Annotated in this window: 8 protein-coding genes; 4 read left to right on the top strand and 4 right to left on the bottom strand. The window is 57.5% G+C overall.

Going from position 1 to position 19,359, the window contains the following annotated elements; all coding sequences use genetic code 11:
- Positions 1–2 precede the first annotated feature (2 nt).
- The gene (locus IPN69_11240) at positions 3–4,088 is read right to left on the bottom strand and encodes a carboxypeptidase regulatory-like domain-containing protein (GenBank protein ID MBK8811289.1); all 4,086 of its coding nucleotides are present in this window, start codon (positions 4,086–4,088) and stop codon (positions 3–5) included.
- A gap of 406 nt (positions 4,089–4,494) precedes the next feature.
- Between IPN69_11240 and IPN69_11235 the strand changes: the two genes are divergently transcribed.
- Positions 4,495–4,998: a hypothetical protein gene (locus IPN69_11235; protein MBK8811288.1), complete on the top strand. Its 504-nt coding sequence runs from the start codon at positions 4,495–4,497 to the stop codon at positions 4,996–4,998.
- A gap of 198 nt (positions 4,999–5,196) precedes the next feature.
- On the opposite strand, the gene IPN69_11230 is transcribed toward IPN69_11235, so the two are convergent.
- The 3 genes from IPN69_11230 to IPN69_11220 all read right to left on the bottom strand — a co-directional run bounded on the left by IPN69_11230 (position 5,197) and on the right by IPN69_11220 (position 17,846).
- On the bottom strand, positions 5,197–6,156 hold the full coding sequence (locus IPN69_11230; protein ID MBK8811287.1) for a hypothetical protein: 960 nt from the start codon (positions 6,154–6,156) through the stop codon (positions 5,197–5,199).
- A gap of 293 nt (positions 6,157–6,449) precedes the next feature.
- Positions 6,450–10,226, bottom strand: coding sequence for a PKD domain-containing protein (locus tag IPN69_11225; GenBank protein MBK8811286.1), 3,777 nt, complete (start codon positions 10,224–10,226; stop codon positions 6,450–6,452).
- 435 nt (positions 10,227–10,661) lie between these two features.
- Positions 10,662–17,846, bottom strand: coding sequence for an InlB B-repeat-containing protein (locus IPN69_11220; protein MBK8811285.1), 7,185 nt, complete (start codon positions 17,844–17,846; stop codon positions 10,662–10,664).
- Between IPN69_11220 and IPN69_11215 the strand changes: the two genes are divergently transcribed.
- The 3 genes from IPN69_11215 (at position 17,836) to IPN69_11205 (ending at position 19,191) form a co-directional block, all read left to right on the top strand.
- Positions 17,836–18,174: a hypothetical protein gene (locus IPN69_11215; GenBank protein MBK8811284.1), complete on the top strand. Its 339-nt coding sequence runs from the start codon at positions 17,836–17,838 to the stop codon at positions 18,172–18,174. The genes IPN69_11220 and IPN69_11215 overlap by 11 nt on opposite strands.
- Before the next feature lie 9 nt (positions 18,175–18,183).
- Positions 18,184–18,486 (top strand): hypothetical protein, encoded by a 303-nt coding sequence (locus IPN69_11210; protein MBK8811283.1) that lies wholly within the window; start codon positions 18,184–18,186, stop codon positions 18,484–18,486.
- A gap of 567 nt (positions 18,487–19,053) precedes the next feature.
- A complete protein-coding gene (locus IPN69_11205) occupies positions 19,054–19,191 on the top strand; it encodes a hypothetical protein (protein ID MBK8811282.1) in 138 nt (45 codons plus the stop codon).
- Positions 19,192–19,359 lie beyond the last annotated feature (168 nt).

The following is a 19,359-nucleotide window of genomic DNA, read 5'->3' as shown; positions in this document are numbered from 1 at the left end:
TATCATTCGGGCGGGCCGTTCGCCACGAAGTCGAGGTCCGTGACATCGTCTGCCGCGCCGACTACGCGGCTCGGCACGGCAAACACGAATCGCTTCGAACTTACCGAAACGACGTAGACCCCGCCCGCCTCGAGCCCCTCGAATTTGTAGTATCCGAACGAACCGGTCACGACCGTTATCGGCTCCGTGAGACCGCCGCCCGCGATCGTCACCGTCGCATTCCTGATTCCCTGTCCGGCGGATGTCAGGACGCGCCCCGCGATCGAAACGTTGGCCGCGGTCGGCACGAGCGGCCCGGCACCGGTCCAGCGTGAAAACGACGTTAAACCCGCGACCGGGCCGATCACGTGGTTCACGGCATCGACGCAAGGCGCGAGACACATATCCGTGTCAAATCCGTTGCCTTCGCGTCGCCAGACCCGATAATTCGCCTCATTGCCGACGGCATCGACGGCCGGGTAAAAGAACCTCAACGTCGCCGTCAGTTCACCCGTTTCATCGATCTGCCAGTTGCGCGTCAGAGACTCGAGCGGATCAAAGCCGGTGAGTCCGGCATCGAACGATCTGATCGTCAGGCTAGAAGGATTCGCGCCGAGATCCGTGACGATCACTTCGACCGGCGCGTATCCGTTCTCTCCGATCGGGAACTTGAAGGTTTCCGGGCTCGCGCAAAAAATCTTTTCCAAGCCGCCGTTCACGTATTTGCCCTCGTCGTCAGCGGGCGTGATCGTCGCCGGACAACCGATCGAGAGCGTATGCGCGCCGGTCGATATTACGCCGCCAAGTGCGAGATCCTCGATAACGAGCACATTGCCGCCGAGCCACGAACCGTTCGAAAGCGCGATGTGGGCGTAGGTTCCCTCGGGCACGCCCGCCGCGCCGACCGAATAAAGATTCGGGCTTGTCGGTCCGGTATCGGTCGTCAGATTTCCCGCCAGATCGCAGGCCTCGACATAATAGGCGACGGCACTTCCAACATCGTTTCCGGGGATCGCGCAGTTGTACGGACCGCTGCCCGAACACGGGCTCGATGCGAAAGCCCCGCCGTTGACCGAGTATTTCACCGAGACCCAATCGATCCCGAGATCATCGGTCGCCGTCACGATCAGCGGAATGTCATCGACGGACGGCGTGGACGCCAGCGGTGCATATGTGATCGAAGGCAATTCAGTATGGATCCGCCAATTGTGGAATGCGGGCGTCGGGTCGATGTTTCCCGCGTTGTCGATCGACCTGACCTCGAACGTGTAAACGCCATCGGCGAGTCCGACGTAAGTGACCGGTGAGGTGCACGGTACAAACGCATCGGTTCCGAGACGGCATTCGAACGACAACGGCGCGTCGAAATTGCCGGCGGCGAACGGGTCGGTACCGCTGAAGGTAAATGTCGGCGACGAATCGTTGCTCGGGTCGGGAGGATAAGAATCGATCGTCGTCGTCGGCGGCAGGTCGTTGTCGGCGATCGTCACCGTTCGTGAGGTCGGGGATCCGAGGACAATTCCGGATGACGGATCGGAGATCGTCAGCGTCGCCGTTTCGGTTCCCTCAACCAGGCCATCGTCGACGATCCCGAAAGTTGCGGTTCCGATGACCGCACCGTTCGGGATCGTGATCGTCTGGCCGCTCAGCGTGTAATCGCCGGCGGTGACGTTCATTCCCGAGACGCCGAGACTGACCGTTTGGTCGCCGACTACCGCGGCCGAAGAATTTGCGGTAACGGTTATTTGAGTCCCCGCCGCCTCGCTTCCGTTATCTGAGCTGACCGACAGACTGACCGCCGGCGGCGTGACAATCCAAACAAAATCGTCAGTCACAACCGCTCCCGGAATCGTCAACGGCCCGGCTCCCTTGAAACTCGCGAGCGTCATCGAGGCGCTGGTCGCGGTTCCGCCCCACGATTCGGTCGTTTCGAAACTCCCCGTCGCCGAAACCACCTTGTAGGCGAATTCGTGATAGTTCGCCGATGTGAGATACCTGAAACCGTTGGTCCAGGTGTTGCCGAAAGCGCGCGAACCGCCGAGGTGGAGACCCGCGATCAGAAGTTCGTCAGCCTGCGTCGTGACGGGTGTCGCGCCGCTCGAGATGCTCGAAGCGCTCGCAAGATTATTCGCCGCGCCCGTGTCAAAAACGCTCGCCTGTTCCGACTTCAGACCGGCATACTCGAAAAGCGTGAGGCTCATCGACGAGACGTTCCCGCTCGCGGTGAGGGTTACGCTTTGCGGCTCAGCCGCTCCGGCGATCTTGTAGAAAACCACCGCCCGCGGGCTGCTCGACAAGGTATTCGCGACCGCGAGCTGCCAGCCCGCGGGCATCGTCGGCGTCCTGCCGGTGCCGAAGCGGCCCTCCGCGATGAGCAGATTGCCGGGAGTCGGCGCATAGGTGTAGGCAAGCGTCACGGAATTGACCCCGCTCGGCGTGATGTTGTTGGTGATCGCCTGGATCTGCTTGATCGGAGCAGTCCGCGTCGAATCCGGGTCGCGCGCCGTGACCACCGCCGCATACGGGCTGCCGGTTCTCGCTCCGGCCGGGATCGTGCCGGTGATGAGTCCGGTCGCGGAGTCGATGCTGAGCCCCGCCGGCAAGCCCGTGGCGCTGTACGTCAGCGAGTCATTGTCGGCGTCGGTCGCGGCGGCCGAAACGCTGATCGCCGCGCCTTCGGGATATGAAAGGTCGGAAAGGTTCAGGACGGGCGCCGAATTCAGTATCGTGATCGCCGCGGACGTACGCGGCGTACTGCTCGCGGTCCCGTCGGATGCGGTCGCGCGAACCGAAATGATGTCGCCCTTGTCGCCGTTGCCCGGAACCGAAAGATCGAGCGTCGAGCCGGTTTCGCCGATGATCGCCGAGCCGTTCCTGAGCCACTGATACGCGAACGTCAACGGGTTGCCGTCATCGTCGCGGGCATTGACTGTCGCCGTCAGAACATCATTCGTTTTCGGATCCGTCGGGCCCGCCGCGACCGAGGTCACGACCGGCGGCGTGTTGCCGCCCGCCGGAACCGAGATCTCAAAGAGCTTGCCGTCGTTCTCGGTCGGGACGCTGTCGTTGTCGACGGCGCGGTCGACGATCCAAATGTTCCACCTGCCCGAGCCGTTGCTGGCCGGCGCCATCGTCATTCCCGAAAGATATCTCAGTCCGGCGATCCCGCTCGCGTCGATGATCCGGACGAGCGTTCCACCCTTGGTAAATTCGTAGATCTTCTTGTTGGAACTCGGCGAATTCAGCACGCCGACGAGCAGCGTGTCGCGCGCCTCATCGATCGTAAGTCCTTCGGCGTCGATCGCGCCGTTGCCGATATCGAAATGGGTTGCGACATCGTCGCCGTCACCGAAGATGCCGTTGACCGGATCGATCCGGAAGACCTGCGGGTTGACCGGCGTCGTCTGGCCGTTGAGAAAGAACAGATGCCCCGTCGCCGGATCGAAGACCGGATCTTCCGTGTCCGGTGACGAAGTTCCGATGATCGGGTTGGTGTTGATCGTCCGCAGGCCGTCGTCGGCCGTACCGAACCGTCCGTCGGCGCCGGGCTGCACGAGATAGATCCGGCAGGTCGCGCTCGGCTGGTCCGTCGAAACGAACAACGTGTTTGTCACCGGATCGTAGTCGGCTCCGGTCGGTTCGTCATTCGTGATACCGCCCCAGACGAGTGTCGTCCCGCTATCGGTGACAGCTCCGTTCCGCGTGATCTGCCACATATTCACGCCGTGATAGCCCGCGCCCGTTGTCTCGTCGACCTCGGAGTCGACGACGATCAGGCGGTCAAGAGTCGGGTTATAGGCGATGCCGGCCGGGTCGGGGCTCGCGGGTGAGAACAGTGACGTGTCGATGGTTTGAACGAGGCTCGCGGTTACCGTTTCGGCCTCGCCGCCGTAAACCGGCAGTTGATCCGGAACCGGCATCGCCGACAAACTGCCGGCGCGCCGTCCGGCCTCCGCGCCGGCCCGCCAAGATCCTTGATACGACGCCGCCACAAGCGTCGAGATGAACGCGAGAACCGAAAAACCGATAATGATCGCTCGCACACGAAATCGGGATGAATTCGTCTTCGAAGCAACGCGCCGTCCATCCGTACCCTTTTCACCGCACATAACGCCTCCTTTTCGGCGAAAACGCCGAAAAAACGATCCGTGAAACACTTTTACCGTTAACGGGGCAAGTCTTGTGCCTCTGCGGGTTGATCGCTAAATTGTGCGCTGACAGGTTTTAGGCGGTTTTGCTTTCTCGACGGCATAGCCGTAAGCGGGAGAATTCACCCATTTCTGTCGGAGGATTGCGCGTGCGGCGACGCAGAAACTGAAGGCAAAGGCATCAAATGCCGCTGTGATCGAGTCCGGGACGAGCGAAGCAATCGGGTTATCGGAACACGCGATCGAACCGGTCAGAGTGTTTTTGCGAAACCGTTTGAGCATTTCGCGTGTTTAGTGCTGACGAAACAAACTGCTTCGCGATCCGGCGGAGCGTCCGATGGCGCACCGGATTGAATTTCAGCCTCGAATGGCTGAAAACGAAAGAAGTCCTGTTCTTCGTGTATCTTCGAGCGCTTCGTGGTTTCAAGATACAAACACGCATAGATCGATGTTTCCGTGTCGCGAGACCGGAATGCCTTGGCGGGATCCGGCGGAGCGTCCGATGGCGCAACGGATCGAATCTCAGCCTCGAATGGCTGAAAACGAAAGAAGTCCTGTTCTTCGTGTATCTTCGATCGCTTCGTGGTTTCAAGATACCCAAACGCGGGTATCGATATTTCCGGGTCTTGGAACCGTAATGCCTTGGCGGGATCCGGCGGAGCGTCCGATGGCGCAACGGATCGAATTTCAGCCTCGAATGGCTAAAAGCGAAAAAACTCCTCTTCTTCGTGCCTCTTCGCGCGCTTCGTGGTTTCAATCCAAATTACGTAATAGAAAATTTCTTTCCGGCGAAACCCGCCAAAAACCCGAAAAATGGCATTTCTTATGTTGTTTTTCGCGTATTTCGCGGGAAATTGCTTTTTATGCGTAATCTGGGTTCAAGATACCCAAACGCACACATCAATGTTTCCGGGTCGGAGGACCGGAATGCCTGGGCGGGATCCGGCGGAGTTTCCGTTGACGAAACGGATTGAATTTCAGCCTCGAATGGCTAAAAGCGAAAAAACTCCTCTTCTTCGTGCCTCTTCGCGCGCTTCGTGGTTTCAAGATGGCACGATTCGGAGTGCCTTCAAACGACGTCGTTGAGGAGAATGGCGGCGAATAGCGGGATCATTATCTCGTGATGGCCGGTGATCGAAAATCCTTTGCCGGCGCCGTTCGCGGTCGGACGGCGAACGACGTTCGTCAGCGGGCGGTAATGCTGTATGAAATCGAAATTTGCGGTAGTGATGTCGTTGAGTTCGTTCCCGAGATTGCGGACAACGGTCACCGCTTTCAGGAATATCTCCGGCAAAGTCACCGCCGAACCGATGTTCAAGTAAACCCCGCCGCCGTCCAACTCGCGGACGATCGAACAAAATAGCCGGAAATCCGTGTGCGACGATCCGCCGAGCGAGGCACCGTCGGCGTTCGGATGGAAATGGCCGATGTCGGCGCCGATCGTCAGGTGCGCGGTGAACGGAACCTTGTTTTCGTAAGCCGCGCAAAGCAGCGACGCCTCGCGATTCGCAGGTTGGCGCGCCGACAGCTCCCGGCCGAGCGCCTCGCCGAGTCCGATGCCGTCCTCGACCGCCATTTTCGCCGCCGCGTTCAGGATCTCGCCGGTTTCCCGCGCCGCACCGAAATCACCTTCGCCGAGGCTCGCATCGACGTCTTCCGACGTGAATCCGGCGACCGCGATCTCGGTGTCGTGAACGAGCACGGAACCGTTTCCGGCGATCGCCGAAACATAACCTCGTTTCATCAGATCGATGATCACCGGCGCAAGTCCGGTCTTGACAACGTGCCCGCCGATACCCCAGATCACGGGCTTTCCGAGTTCCACCGCGCGCCTGACGCGGGACGCGACCTCGCGCAGCGATCGCACGGCAAGAATGTCGGGCAGGCCACCGAGAAACCCGCGCAGCGAATCGCCGTCGCCGAGCGGTTCTGCAAAATCCTTGACGGTTACCTTGCTCGGCCGCGATGCGAGTTCGTAAGTTCTTATTTCATCGAGGTTTATCGGTTCGAATCGATCGTAAATAGACATCGCCCGAAATTATACCAGATTCCGCAAGCCGACTGGAGCGACTGGAGCGCAAGCGTCCCCGCACTGGCGCGCAAGCGTCCCCGCTTGCAATGAGCGCCGGAGTGCGGCGGCGGCGGCCGCAAAAAAGACCGGGACACTCCGCTTTTGGAATGTCCCGGGTTGATCGGACTGCACTTGCGCGGCCGGCTTGAGTGACAACCGCGGCTTTTTCGCGCTCCGCGCTCAGGCAATCTGGGAAGCTTGCGCTCCAGTCGACGCTTGCGCTCCAGTCCCGCTTGCCCTCCAGTCCCGCTTTATCTCGGAACCGCTTCGAAATTGAAGTCGGTCACGTTGTCGTCAAGCGTAATGACGCGCGTCGGATTGGCGAAGACATACCGTCTTGAGACGACCGAGACGATGTATGTCTCGCCGACCGGCAGTTCGTCGAACCGGAACGCGCCGAAGCTGCCCGTCTGCACGTACCGAGGTTCGCTCAGACCGCCACCGGTGATCATCACCGTCGCGTTGCGGATTCCCTGTCCGTCGGCCGAACGCACGCGGCCTTCGATCGAAGCGTTCGCCGCGGTCGGTGCGGCGCCGATCGGCGGATTGGCCGGTCCGAGAATCTCGAAGTCGTCGATCATAAATCCGTCAACGGCATAACCGCTCGCGCTAAACCCCGGTGCGACAGACAAAACGAACCGGAACGTCACGTCCGGCTGACCGACCAGAGCTGGTGCGCCGGTCGTAATGTTGTATGTCGCCAGAGTGTTGTTGGATGTGACCGTCCAACCATAGCGATCGGGAAAGATGCTGGCGTCGACGGGACATCCGGTCGCGGGACCGCGGTTATACCAGTTCGTCGCCGCCGGATCGGCATTGACTCCGAGCCTCGTCCAGGTTTGGCCTTTGTCGGTCGAGTACTGCAACTGGACGGCGAACGGGCCGTTGCAGAAAGCGATCTCCATACTTCTTCTGAACCGCAACGTGTACGCACTTGCCGAGGACGTAAAATTGTAGCTCGGGGTCTGAAGAACGCTGATATAATCGCCCGATGTCAGATCCGCATCGAGGTCGGTTTTCCAGACGTTGACCGGTGAATTGACCGTTACCAGAAAATTGCCCGGCACGCCTCGTTCCCATTTGTTGACGCCGCCTTTGGTCGACTGCGAACCGAAATCATTCGGGTTGACTTCAAAGGTGCCGCCATCGGTTGCCACGACATACGGCGTTCCGCGGTTGGGCAAGATGTGAATGTACTGAGTCTTTGTCAAGGCCGCCGCGCCGCTGTTGATGGTCAGCGTAACATTGAACTTACCAGCTGTCAGATAGGTATGCGTCGGGTTCTCGGAAGTTGAAAGCGAAGAACCGTCGCCGAAATCCCACGACCACGAGGTAGCTTTGTAACTATCACTCGTAAATTGGATGGATTTGCCAATGTAGCTGACTTGCAGGTCGGAATTGAAGATCGCGGTCGGGTCGGTAAAAATATCGGACGCAAACAGTCCACGCCCGTGCGTTGCCGCGATCACGTACTTGTCGCTCTGGCGGGTCTGGAGCATATCCACCCGGACGTTGGCGAGTCCCGAATTGCTTGCCCCCCAAACGGTTGAGCCGCCGTTGAGATTGTCGGTGCTCCAGACGCCCAATTCGGTGGCAATTATCGCCTGATCGCTGTTGTTTGGATTGAACAGCGCCCAGCGAATCGGCATATCGGGCAAATTGCCTTCAACCGATGTCCAACTTGTCCCGCCGTTCGTGCTTTCCCAAACGCTGTTGACACCATAGTTGCTGAATGTCGCCAAGAGGTGATTGTCATTGCCCGTCTCGACTTCGACGCTCGAAACATATGCGACGGGAAGGCCCGTGCTGATATTTGTTCCGACGCCTGCTCCATTCGCGCTATCTACCCGGACGACCCTTCCGCCATCGGTTCCAAAGAAAACCCGATTGGCGGTATTCGGCGAAACCTTGACCGCCGACACGCCGCCGGCGCCGAATGCGGCAATGCTAACGGTCGTAAATGTCGCTCCCGTCTGAGGATCGTCCCAGCGAAGATACTGACCGGCGTTCTTGGCGGCGTACATCTTGTTGTTGACATCGTCGTAGTCCGAGGGATTGATAAACTGCCCGCCGGATGCGGTGACATTCGTCCAGCTGGCGCCGCCATCGGTCGAACGAAAGAAATCATTGAAGATATATTGTGTGAATTGAAATTGCGGCTGATCCTGGTCAATATGGCAAAAAGCCCCGTCACCGCCGGTCACTTCCGTGGTCGGCTGCAGTCCGCTGTTGACAAACTGATGCGTGCCGTTATCCTGGGCGCCGGCAAGATAGTAGGGCGTTTGGGCCGTGGGACGCACCGCGGCAGAATAGAACTGTGCGGTCCGGTAATTCCGGTTTCGGTCTTCGATCGTCGGTGTTGCAGCATTCGCATTCGTCGTCCGATAGACCCCGCCGTCGTTCACGAAATACGCGACCGTCGAACTGCCGTTTTGGAAAACGATATTGTGCTGGTCGGCGTGAACATACTGGAAACCAAACCCGCCATACCAGTGAGCGATCTGAGTCCAGGTGCCGGCACCATCCGAACTCTTAAACAAATCAATTCCGCCGACAAAGAGAATGTCTCTGTTATTCGGGTCAACCGCAATCGCAAGATCATACCAACCCTGACCATTTGAAAAATCCGCCGCCGGAACGCCGGGATCGGCATCCGCCGGTTCGGTTCTTGAGGTCCAGGTTGTTCCTCCGTTGGTAGTTCTTAAGATTCCGTTGACGGTAGTCCCTAACTCAACAAGCGCGTAGACATAATTGGCATCGTTGGGCGCGCAAGCAAGTTCGATCCTTGAAGCCGTGATCGGAAGAGTTTGGGCGGCGGAAAATGTCGCACCCGCGGTTGTTGATTTGTGAATTGACCCGTCGAGCGAACTATAGACGTCTCCGTTGGCGGCAATTTCAACGTCATATGAGAAATTGCTCGTGGCCCCGGTGATCAAGAGCCCCGTGCCCAAGACCTTTGTGAAGGTTGTGCCTCCATCGGTCGAACGGCGCAAACCTGTGGATGTTGCAACAAGAACAACACCGGTGCTGTTGACAACGACTTTCTGGCAAAATCTGAAGTTCGAGTTATTGGTCGCGGCTAATTGAGACCAGGTTGCACCGCCATCGGTGCTTTTCCAAACCCCAAGTCCCTGAACGGCATCCAGATTGAAATAACCTTCTCCGGTCGTAAAATACATAACCAACGTATTAGATGGGTCATATGCAATGGATGTTACGGCAAGGTTATCGGCAAGATCGTTGACAGGATTCCAATTGGGCGTGGCGGAGTTGATGTTCGTCGTCTTCCATAAACCGCCGCTGACGCTGCCCGCAAATACGGTGTTGCCCGTTACGTCATTCGGGTCGACCATCAGCGCGCGGGTGCGTCCGCCGAGATTGTGAGGGCCTTGCTCCTTCCAGCTGACACCGCTGATCGGCGCAATGTTGCCGCGCATCAACTGATCTTTGTATTCCTTGGCGGCAAGCAATCTGTCACTCGGGACATACCCCAGCGCCGGATCCCTCATCATCGCGATGTTGCGTTTAACCGCTTCCATCGGGCCGTTGCGCTTTTCCGTCGATCCGTTTTCCTCGCGGTCGGCCGTCGACTCCAAGCGCCTGTCGGACAAGCGATCGACGGAATCGTCGCCGAGCGGAAATGGTTGTTGGACCTCGGAAACTTCCGTGATCGGTATCTTAAGGCGTTCTGCGACGGTTCCGCCGCCGAACAAGTCTTGTAATCCGTCTTTCTCAGTCACGTGTTCGCGGGGTTCGCGTTCTCGAACCTTTTTCGGGGCGACGGTCGACCCGCTCGTCCGCGCGGGATCCGGGTCCGAGACGCCCGCGACCTCTTTTTCCGTGTTTGGAGACTCAGGGATCGCGGGCCGTTCAATCGGGGCAGTCATCGTGCCGGCAGAATTTTCCGTTTCTGTTCCCGGCCGGCCGATGAAAACGATACCGGCCGCGAGGCCGCCTGTCACGGTCAATACAATTGCGATCAACACCAGCCGCAACGAGTTTCGGTTCGTGGAAATTGGTTCTTTCATTGTCTGTACGTTTCTCCGCCCAAGCATTCTGATTGGCGGCGCATCGAGACCGCTGCGGCGCTCTTGAGACTTGAATTTGGATTTGAAGCTGGCACACAGAAAACGTGTCGCCGGTGATTACGGAAAATACTACATTCGATTTGCTTTTATTCCAAGCGCAGACAAGCGTCCCCGCACTGGAGCGCAAGCGTCCCCGCTTGCATTGAGCGCGGAGCGCGAACGGCGCCGGGGATAGATTACGTTCTGTTACGCCGCGGCTTCACGGCGTATCCGCCGTTGCAAGCGGGGACGCTTGCGCTCCAGTCCCGCTTGCGCTCCAGTCCCGCTTGCGCTCCAGTCCCGCTTGCGCTCCAGTCCCGCTTGCGCTCCAGTCAAAAAAAAAGGCTGCCCGGATCGCTCCGGGCAGCCGTTTGGATCAAATCGCTCCGATCCCATTTATCTCGGAACCGCTTCGAAATTGAAGTCGGTCACGTTGTCTTCAAGCGTGATGGCACGCGTCGGATTGGCGAAGACATACCGTCTTGAGACGACCGAGACGATATATGTCTCGCCGACCGGCAGTTCGTCGAACCGGAAAGCTCCGAAGCTGCCCGTCTGGACGTACCGCGGTTCGCTCAGACCGCCGCCGGTGATCATCACCGTCGCGTTGCGGATTCCCTGTCCGTCGGCTGAAATCACGCGGCCTTCGATCAATGCGTTCGCCGCCGTCGGCGCGAGCAAGCCCGCGCTCCACGAGGAGAACACGGTGACACCGGTGAGCGACGCCGTGTGGGTCATCGAATCAACCGTTCCGCCGCCGACCTCGACAGTCGTCGCGCCGGTGCGCTTCATCACCTTGAACAGGCTTTCCGTTCCGGTGACGTCCGCCAGGAGCCACTGGTACGTGATGTCCGCCGTCAGGTCGCCGGTTTCCGTCACGTCCCAGTAACGCGAGACCGACTGCAGCGGATCCGCGTTCGCCAAAGGCGCGCCGTCGACGACCGCAACGGTCAGCGATGACGGAACCGTTCCGAGCGCCGTGACGTTCGCCGTGAACGGCGTGTACTCGGCCGGTGCGCCGAGCGGCAACGGGCCGTTTGCCGTCGTTCCTACCGGATAGGTGAACGCACCCGTCGTGCAGTATTGCTTCTCGACAGTTCCGATGACGTAGTTCGAACCGCCCGCGCCGGCAATGTTGCCGTCGCAACCGATCGTCAACGTGAACGCGCCCGTGTCGAGCGTACCGCCGTTCGGGCCTCCGAGATTGACCGCGCCGCCCACCGAGACGTTGCCGCCGAGGGTCGAACCGCCGACAACTTCAAGCCCGGTATACGTCCCCGCCGGAATCGCCGCCGCGCCGACCGTGTAAAGGAACGGCACCGTTGAAAACGGCGAATTGCTCGCGTTGCCAATCGCGTCGAACGCCGCGACGTAGTATGCGACCGAATCGCCGATGGACGCTCCCGGAGTGCCGCACGTCCAGTCGTTTCCGCCCGCCGGAACGCAGGTGATCGTTCCCGGCGCGCCGCCGTTGACCGAGTAGTACGTCGTCACTGCAACGACTCCGACGTTGTCCGTTACCGAAACCGTAAACACTCGCGGGCTGGTGTTCGTCGTCGCCGAAAGCGGCACGTACGGCGCGATCACGGGAGCGATGCCGTCAACGTTGTTGATCGTCAAAACGGCCGTTGATTGCATTCCGAGAACCGCGCCGCCACCGGCTGCGGAAAGCTGCAGATTGACGGTTTCCGCGATGTCGTCAACCGCATCCGAGCAAAGCGAGACGTTGAACGTCTTGCTCGTTTCGCCAGAGGCAAAGTTGAACGTGCCCGAAGTCGAAACATAATCGCCGCCGCTGCCGCAGGTTCCGGCCGTTGCCGAACCTCCCGAAACGGTTGCGTAATTCACCGAAACGGCGTTTGCGGTGCCGCCCGTGCGCGTCACGGTGATCGTCGCCGACGTGCCTTCGTTGCCGTTATAGGTCGCCGAATTGAACTGCAGCGTCGGGACGGTTTCGTTATCGATGATGTTCAAAACCGCCGTGTTCTGCGCGCCGAGAATGACCGGTGCCGTCGGACTCGTAACGGCCAGATTGACCGTTTCATTGCCTTCGAAGAGCGAGTCGGTACAAACCGTGACATCGAACGTCTTGCTCGTATCGCCCGCCGCGAAACTGAGCGTTCCCGAAGTTGAAATATAATCAACACCGGTCGTACAGCTTGCGCCGGCCGTTGCCGAGCCGCCCGGGACGGTCGCGTAATTGACCGAGAAAGCATCACCCGCCGCGCCGGTCCGATTCACCGTAATGGTCGCGACTTGCGGCGCCAATTGATCGCCTTGAGCGTTTCCGCCACTCAGATCGTCGTTATTGTTATAGGTCGGAGCCGAGAACTGAACCGTCGGCTGACCGTCGTCATTCGTGATCGTCGCGATTGCCTGATTGTCCGAGATCGTGCAATCAGTGCAACCCGAACTGTTCATAAAGAACGTTTCGTTCGATTCGAACATCGTGTCGCCGTTGACCGAAACGACCAGTCCCGGATACGTAGTCGTCGTACGGTTGACGTCCGCCGGGGCGGAGATCGCCGTCGTGCCCAGCGACGAATAGTCAGTGGGCGCCGTCGCCGTGCCGTCCGCGGTTGCGACCGAGAAACCTGCCGATACCTCCGAAGCGCCGGTGACGGCGATTCCGAACCCGAAATTCGTCGTTCCCGAATCGCCTTCGTTCTGCGAGACGTCCGCGATCGCGATCGTCGGCGCCGAATCGTCGTTGTTGATCGTCACGGTCGCGGGATTCGGCGTGCCAAGCGTCGCGCCGCCCGAAGCGATCGAGAGAGTCGCGCCGAACGTCTGCGAGAGCTCATAAACCGCGTCGTTGCAGATCGTGACGTTGAACGTCTTGTCCGCGGCGTCGCCGTTGGCCCAAGAGACCGAACCGCCCGTATTGACGTAATCCTGTCCCGGAGTCCCGCAAGCCGCAGTCCCGGTCGCCGTTCCGCCGCCGAGGCTGTAGTTTGCCGTCACCGCGCCGGACGACCCGCCGGTGCGCGTCGCCGTCAACGTCACCGTTGCCGTTCCCTCGGTCACCGAATAGGTACCCGAACTGAACTGGACAGTACCCGTCGGCGCAAAGTTCGCCTGTATCGTTGCACTGCCGCTGGTGAGTTCAACGTCGGTGTTCGCGGCGTTTGCGTCGGCAAACGTCACTCCGGCATCCGAGCTTGTCCAGTTGACAAAGGCGTATCCCGGATTCGCAGTCGCGCTGATCGCCTTCGGCACATCGCGCGAAACCGTCGTTGCTCCGGACGGCGTGGTCGCGCCACCCGCAACCGGGTTTGCATTGACCGTCAGCGTATAGGTCGGCAGCGGACACTTGCCGGCCGTCGAAGCATTGTATATGCCGAGGATGTCACCGGCCGAAAGCGCACTGTGGAATATCTCGATCTCATCCAGCTTACCGTTGGCAAACTCGTAGACCGGGAAAGTAGTATTTCTACGGGCACCGATCACGAGGCCCGTGGTTCCGCCGTTGATCGTCGCGAGCGGCGGGCTGCTCGAACCTACGACCGTGCCATTGAGGTAGAAGGTGATCGTCGAGCCCGAGCGGACGACGGCAACGTGATACCACTGGTTCGGGTTAAGGGTAATCGCATTGGAGAAATAATCAACGTATCCGGAACCATTCCAGAATGCGAAGTTGAGCTTTGTTCCGCCGCCCCAGCCGTCGCCGTAGCCAAACGTCCACATGGTGGGCGAACCGGTCTCGATACCCGCTGAGACGATACGCTGAATTCCCGCCGTGTTGACAGGGCTGATCCACGCGTCGATCGATAAATTGCCCGTTCCGAAGTCAAAGTCCGGACTGTCGGGCGTACTCTCGTAGTACTGATTCGATCCGTTCAGGCTGAACGCCTGTCCGACCTTGCCCGCTCCGTAGCCAGCACCGTTGACCGCGACCGCGTTATGGCCGAAGACGTCGTCGCCGTTGTTCTCGCCCTTGAACCAACTGGTCATACCAATCGGCGGCGCGTAGCAGACATCCGCGGTAAAGTTCGCCGTAACCGAGATGTTTCCGGTGACATTCGTATCCGTTCTTGGATTTGCTGTCGAGCTGTCACTCCAGTTAACGAACTGATAACCGCTGTCGGGCACTGCCGTAACAGCCGTGCCGCTTCCACCATAATTCACATTCTGTGACGTATTGCCCGTGAGCGAACCATTCGCCCCCGCCGCATAGTTCAGCGTATAGGTATTGATCGTCCACTGCGCGTAGAGCGTAATGTCTGCGGTGAACGTGTAGTTCGCGCCGTCGGCATACGCCGTGCCGCCGCCGCCCGCCAGCGTGTTCCAGCCGGCGAACGTGTAGCCCGTCCGTGTAAAGCCGTTCGAGGTCAATGCCGCGACCGTGTTGTAGTTGTTGGTCTGCAAAGCCGTCGCGCCGCCGTCGCTGCCGTTGCCGTTGAACGTCACCGTGTACGAGTTGATCGTCCATTGGGCATAGAGCGTCGTGTTGGCCGCAATGCTGAACGTCGCCGACGGAGCATAGCTCGTGCCCGAACCGTTCGCAGCCGTATTCCAGTTCGCGAACGTGTAGCCGGTCCGAGCGATCGTTCCCGTCCCGAGCACCGTCACGGTCGACCCCGACGCATACGGACTGTTCGGATCCGTTTGCGATCCCGTACCGCCATTGGCGTCATACGCCACGGTGTAGGTAACGATCGGAGTAATTTCATCCGCGCCGATGTCATATGCCGCACCGAACGGACGAGATTGGCCGTCGAAGTCGTTCGTTACGGAAGCAATGGTTGCCCCGGTATCGATTTCGGCTGCGCCCGTGGAAACATGCAGATCGTTCGCCGATGTGAACGGAACCGCACCTGTCGAAGACAAGGACGCGTTGTCGTTGGTCGCCGCCGGTGACAAAGTGCTCGTGTATGCCGCGAGCGCTGACAATGTCGTATAGAAGTTCGTTCCGGCGGTCGTTCCCGCTTGTCCCGCGCCGGCTCTCGCCACATCGGTACCAAAATAGTAAGAGTTGTTGTTCCACGTCAGGTTCATCGCCGACGTACCGCCTGACGGCAAGTATGCAGAAACGTTCGCGATCGACGTTGTTCCTCCGGTGATGTTGTTCGCAAAGATGTTATTGCGAATATCCATACCGGTCGATGCTGTACTGACAACACCAATCGCGGCAGTCAGCAAACTTGTCGTCGCTGTTCCGGAGCGAGCACCATACAGATTGACCGAGTTGTTGTAGATCTGGTGTCCCGTTCCCGCACCGACCCTCAGTCCAAAGATTCCGAATGTCGTCGAGAAAGCTGCGCCGCCGGTCATATCGCCGCTGACATTGCTGACAAAGTTGTTTTTCACCACCGCGTTGTTACCGGCACTAATATTGATGCCGGTTGCTCCGTAAGTACCTGTGTTGCTTGCGACAATGCCCTGAACATTATTCCTTTGAATCGTCGTTCCGCCGCTTGAATTCTCAATACCAATGACCGTTGGTCCACTGGTCGGGGTACCGTTTGACGAAATGCCCGAAACGGTGTTTTGGCTAATACTGTTGCCCGAAACCGTTGCACCGCCGTTATCACGAATGCCATAGGTTGTGAAAGTACTTGTCCCTGTATAACCGAGAGTTGTCACCGTATTTCCGCTAATTGTTGAATTTACTGTGCCCGTTGCAAACCAGATACCTGTATCGTTTTCACCATCGGCCGTGTTGAAGTTACCGACGGAATTGTTGCTAACAGTCGCACCGTCCGCACCCTGAACATAGACACCGACGTTTCTGATCGCGGTCGCCCCCGAATTATCGAGCTTGTTGCCCGTCACCAAATAGCCCGAACCGTTGCCCGCCTGAACTATCGCGTTGGCAAAGATACCGACAAACGCTGTGCGGATATCGTTGTTCTGAATCGTCAAATTGGTGAAATAACCTGCCAACGATCCGGCCGTATCCAAAACGGTCACTGCCGACGACGTATTGACGCCGTTGATGATGATACAGTTTTTCAACGTGTCGTTGGTGATCGGCGTCGTTCCGATCGAACCGAACCTTACCACCGACGGAGAGGTCACACTCGTATTGGTGATCGTCAGACTCCGATCAGTGCCGCCGGAGGTTGAACCGTCGATCGTCACGCCGCTTGCGCCGTTGATCCGAATCAACGCTGTTGAAGCCGCCGCTCCCGTGATGCTTCGTGCAGCAACGCTCGGTCTGATGAGAATCGTATGCGGCGAAGTAAATTGGTTCAGCGCATTCGTTCCCAGTTCACCTGTCAAATCACTCGTAATATTGATGGTGATATTTCCGGTAACTTCATTGTTGTTAATATATTCAAAAATGCCGCCTGCGTTGGTCAACGAAGTATATGTTTCACCCGTGCCGACATTGAACGAACCGCTGATCGCGGCAACAATCGTGTATTGACTCGGCGTAGTCGGCGGAGTCGTGACGCTGTTGACATTAGTTGCCGTAAAGCCGCCACTTGGATTTGCGCCGACATTGCCCGCTACGTCCTGCGCGACGACAAAGTATTGAATTACATCGCCGCTCATGACCGTTCCGCCACCGACGAGCGAGTAATCAATCGTACAAGTGTAGGTCGGACTGCTACCGCTGCATTGGGTCGAAAAATACGCTTCGGCATTTTTACGGAAATAGATACGCGGCGCAAGTGCGCCACCCGCTACGCCGCTCGCATCGGTAATCGTTGTCGTCAAAACTCTGTTTGAGGTGCTTGAAGTATTCAACAATGCCGTATAAGAAATTGAAGGAGCAACCAGATCAAGCAATGTGAATGCGCCTTCATCCGCGCCGACATCCGGCGTTGAAACATTGCGCGTGTTACCGTCAAAGTCGTCCGTGATCCCCGCAACCGGAATGCCGCCGCTTTCGAGTTGGGTCGGCGTTGCCGGGTTGATGTGCAGGAAATTCGCGTTTGTGCCGACCGTGCTTAAGAACGGCGGATTTTCGCTGAATGATGCCGAATCACGCGACGCAACACGGGCTTTGTACGCCGCGATTGTCTGATCGGAATTTGTAGCGTCGTTGAAAATCAGATTGGTCGCGCTCGGTGTTCCCGCGTAAAAACCGTTGTTGTTTGAAGCTGCGTTATAAGTCGTCAGCGTCGCCGAACTTCGACGATAGGCAACGGTCAAACCTGTTCCGGCGGCGGTCGAGGTATTCACGAGAACATTGTTACGCAGCGTAACATTCGGCGTTGACGAAGCGTTAAGCGCGCTCGATCCGAAATTTGTGCCGACACTCGAAGCGTTCAGATGAACTGTATTGAAATCCGCCGTAACGGTCGTGCCGCCAAAAATATTGATACCGTTCAGCGAATTAGTCGCGTTCAGATTCGGCGCGGTGATATCGCCGACAATGTTGTTTTGAAGATTTGTGGTCGTGCCGGCTTGAATGAAAATACCGTTTGCCGAACCGCCCGCGTTCGTGTTCGAGATGCCATAAACTTTGTTTCTTGAAAATGTTTGTGTTGTACCGCCGGTTGAAGACATTCCGACGACACCACCTGTTCCCGAACCGGTCAAATTGTTAACCGTATTTTGTGTAAATGTCTGAATTCCCGAACTTGTGTTGATAGCCGTAATTGCTCCCGCGCCCGAAATGTTGCTCACCGTATTGCCTGAAACTGTCGCCGATCCGGAAAAACTAACTGTCAATGCTGTGACTGCACCTGTTCCTCCCACCCAGTTTGAAAAAGTGTTACCGGTAACTGTTTTGACCGGCGAACCGCCATCGGTGCTCGCCCAACCGGCGATTGTTGTAGCTCCGGTGACAGTAATATTCGAGAAATTGTTATTATTGTTCTGTTCAGTAACTGTTGCGGGCGAGCTTCCGTTATTTGTAAAAAGCGTAACAGTTCCGCCAGCCCCAGTTTTATTGAAACCTGTAACTATAGAATTCCCGTTAACATTTTGTGTGCCATTGGCGAGAATTGTGTAATTTGCTGAAATGAATGTTACCGAACCTGTCGTGTTAACCGATAAATTTGTGAAAGTGTTGTTGTTTATCGTCGTATTTTGGGGCGCAGTTGTTTTGGATAAAAGAGTAATCGCACCGCTGGAAGCAACCGTGTGGGTAGTGTTATTAAAATCGTTGTTACTAATCGTGACCGAAAGAGTAGAATTGCCTCCTTCGTCGAGAATTCCGAATATTGGACTACCTACTGCCGCACTTCTAACAGAAATATTGTTGTTATTGAAAGTTCTTGTAATCGTACCTGTTGTCGGGAGAGTTCCTGTCGTTTGCGAGTAAATACCTCGCTCTGTGAATGCTCCGGTAACGCCGCCGACAGAACTGGCAATACTGTTAAAAGAAACATTTGAATTCAGCTGATTGTTTGTGAGAATTCCGTTTACCGAGCCGGAAACTGACGGATAGCTAGAAAACGCTCCGGTTGTTCCATAATTGTTAATATTATTTCCAGTCGGTGCGCTTGTGCCACCGATGTCCAGACCAGTGTCCATATTGGCTCCAGTTAATGCCCCAATATAAACGATCCCCATATTCACGTCGGTAATTGTATTTCCATAGATTTTTGTCCCGCTGTTTGAACCGGTAGCAGCTGTAATTTCAGCAGTAGTCAACGATGTGGCAGTATGGCGCACCGTACTGTAAATCCCAAATGTATTTTGGTATGTTCGATTAAGGTCAATCGTGTTGTTCTGAATAGTATTGTTCTGTGCGCCGTCGGTGGCCGTAACATAAAATAAGGCGACGCCGAACTCGGTCATATTGTTCGTACCCGCCGCCGTAGTGGTGTTCGCGGCATTTTCCTGCATCGTAAATCCCGAAATCGTAATCCAGTCCGCGCCAACGAGCTTGAAAATCGCATCGTTTAATGCGCCGACGGTGTGTGTTGTCGGTGCGGTGATCGTGTTGCCGTTGCCCTGTATGGTGATGGTGTTGGTCACACTCGAGGTCGTCAAAACGAGCGAGCCTGTCCCGCCGACGACATAGCCGCCTGCCGGAGCGGTCTGCGGATTGCCCGCCACCAGATTAAGCGTCACCGCCCCGCCGACCCCTTGGAGATTAAGGTCAGTTATCGCAGCTGCCAGATCCGTGTAATCGCCGGGAATGTTATATGTTCCAACCAACGGCACAAGTGCTTCATTGTCGACGGTCTTC

The organism is Acidobacteriota bacterium, from assembly GCA_016715115.1.
Taxonomy (GTDB): domain Bacteria; phylum Acidobacteriota; class Blastocatellia; order Pyrinomonadales; family Pyrinomonadaceae; genus JAFDVJ01.
Note: the sequence above shows the minus strand (reverse complement) of the source record. Positions and strands in the feature narration are given on the sequence as shown.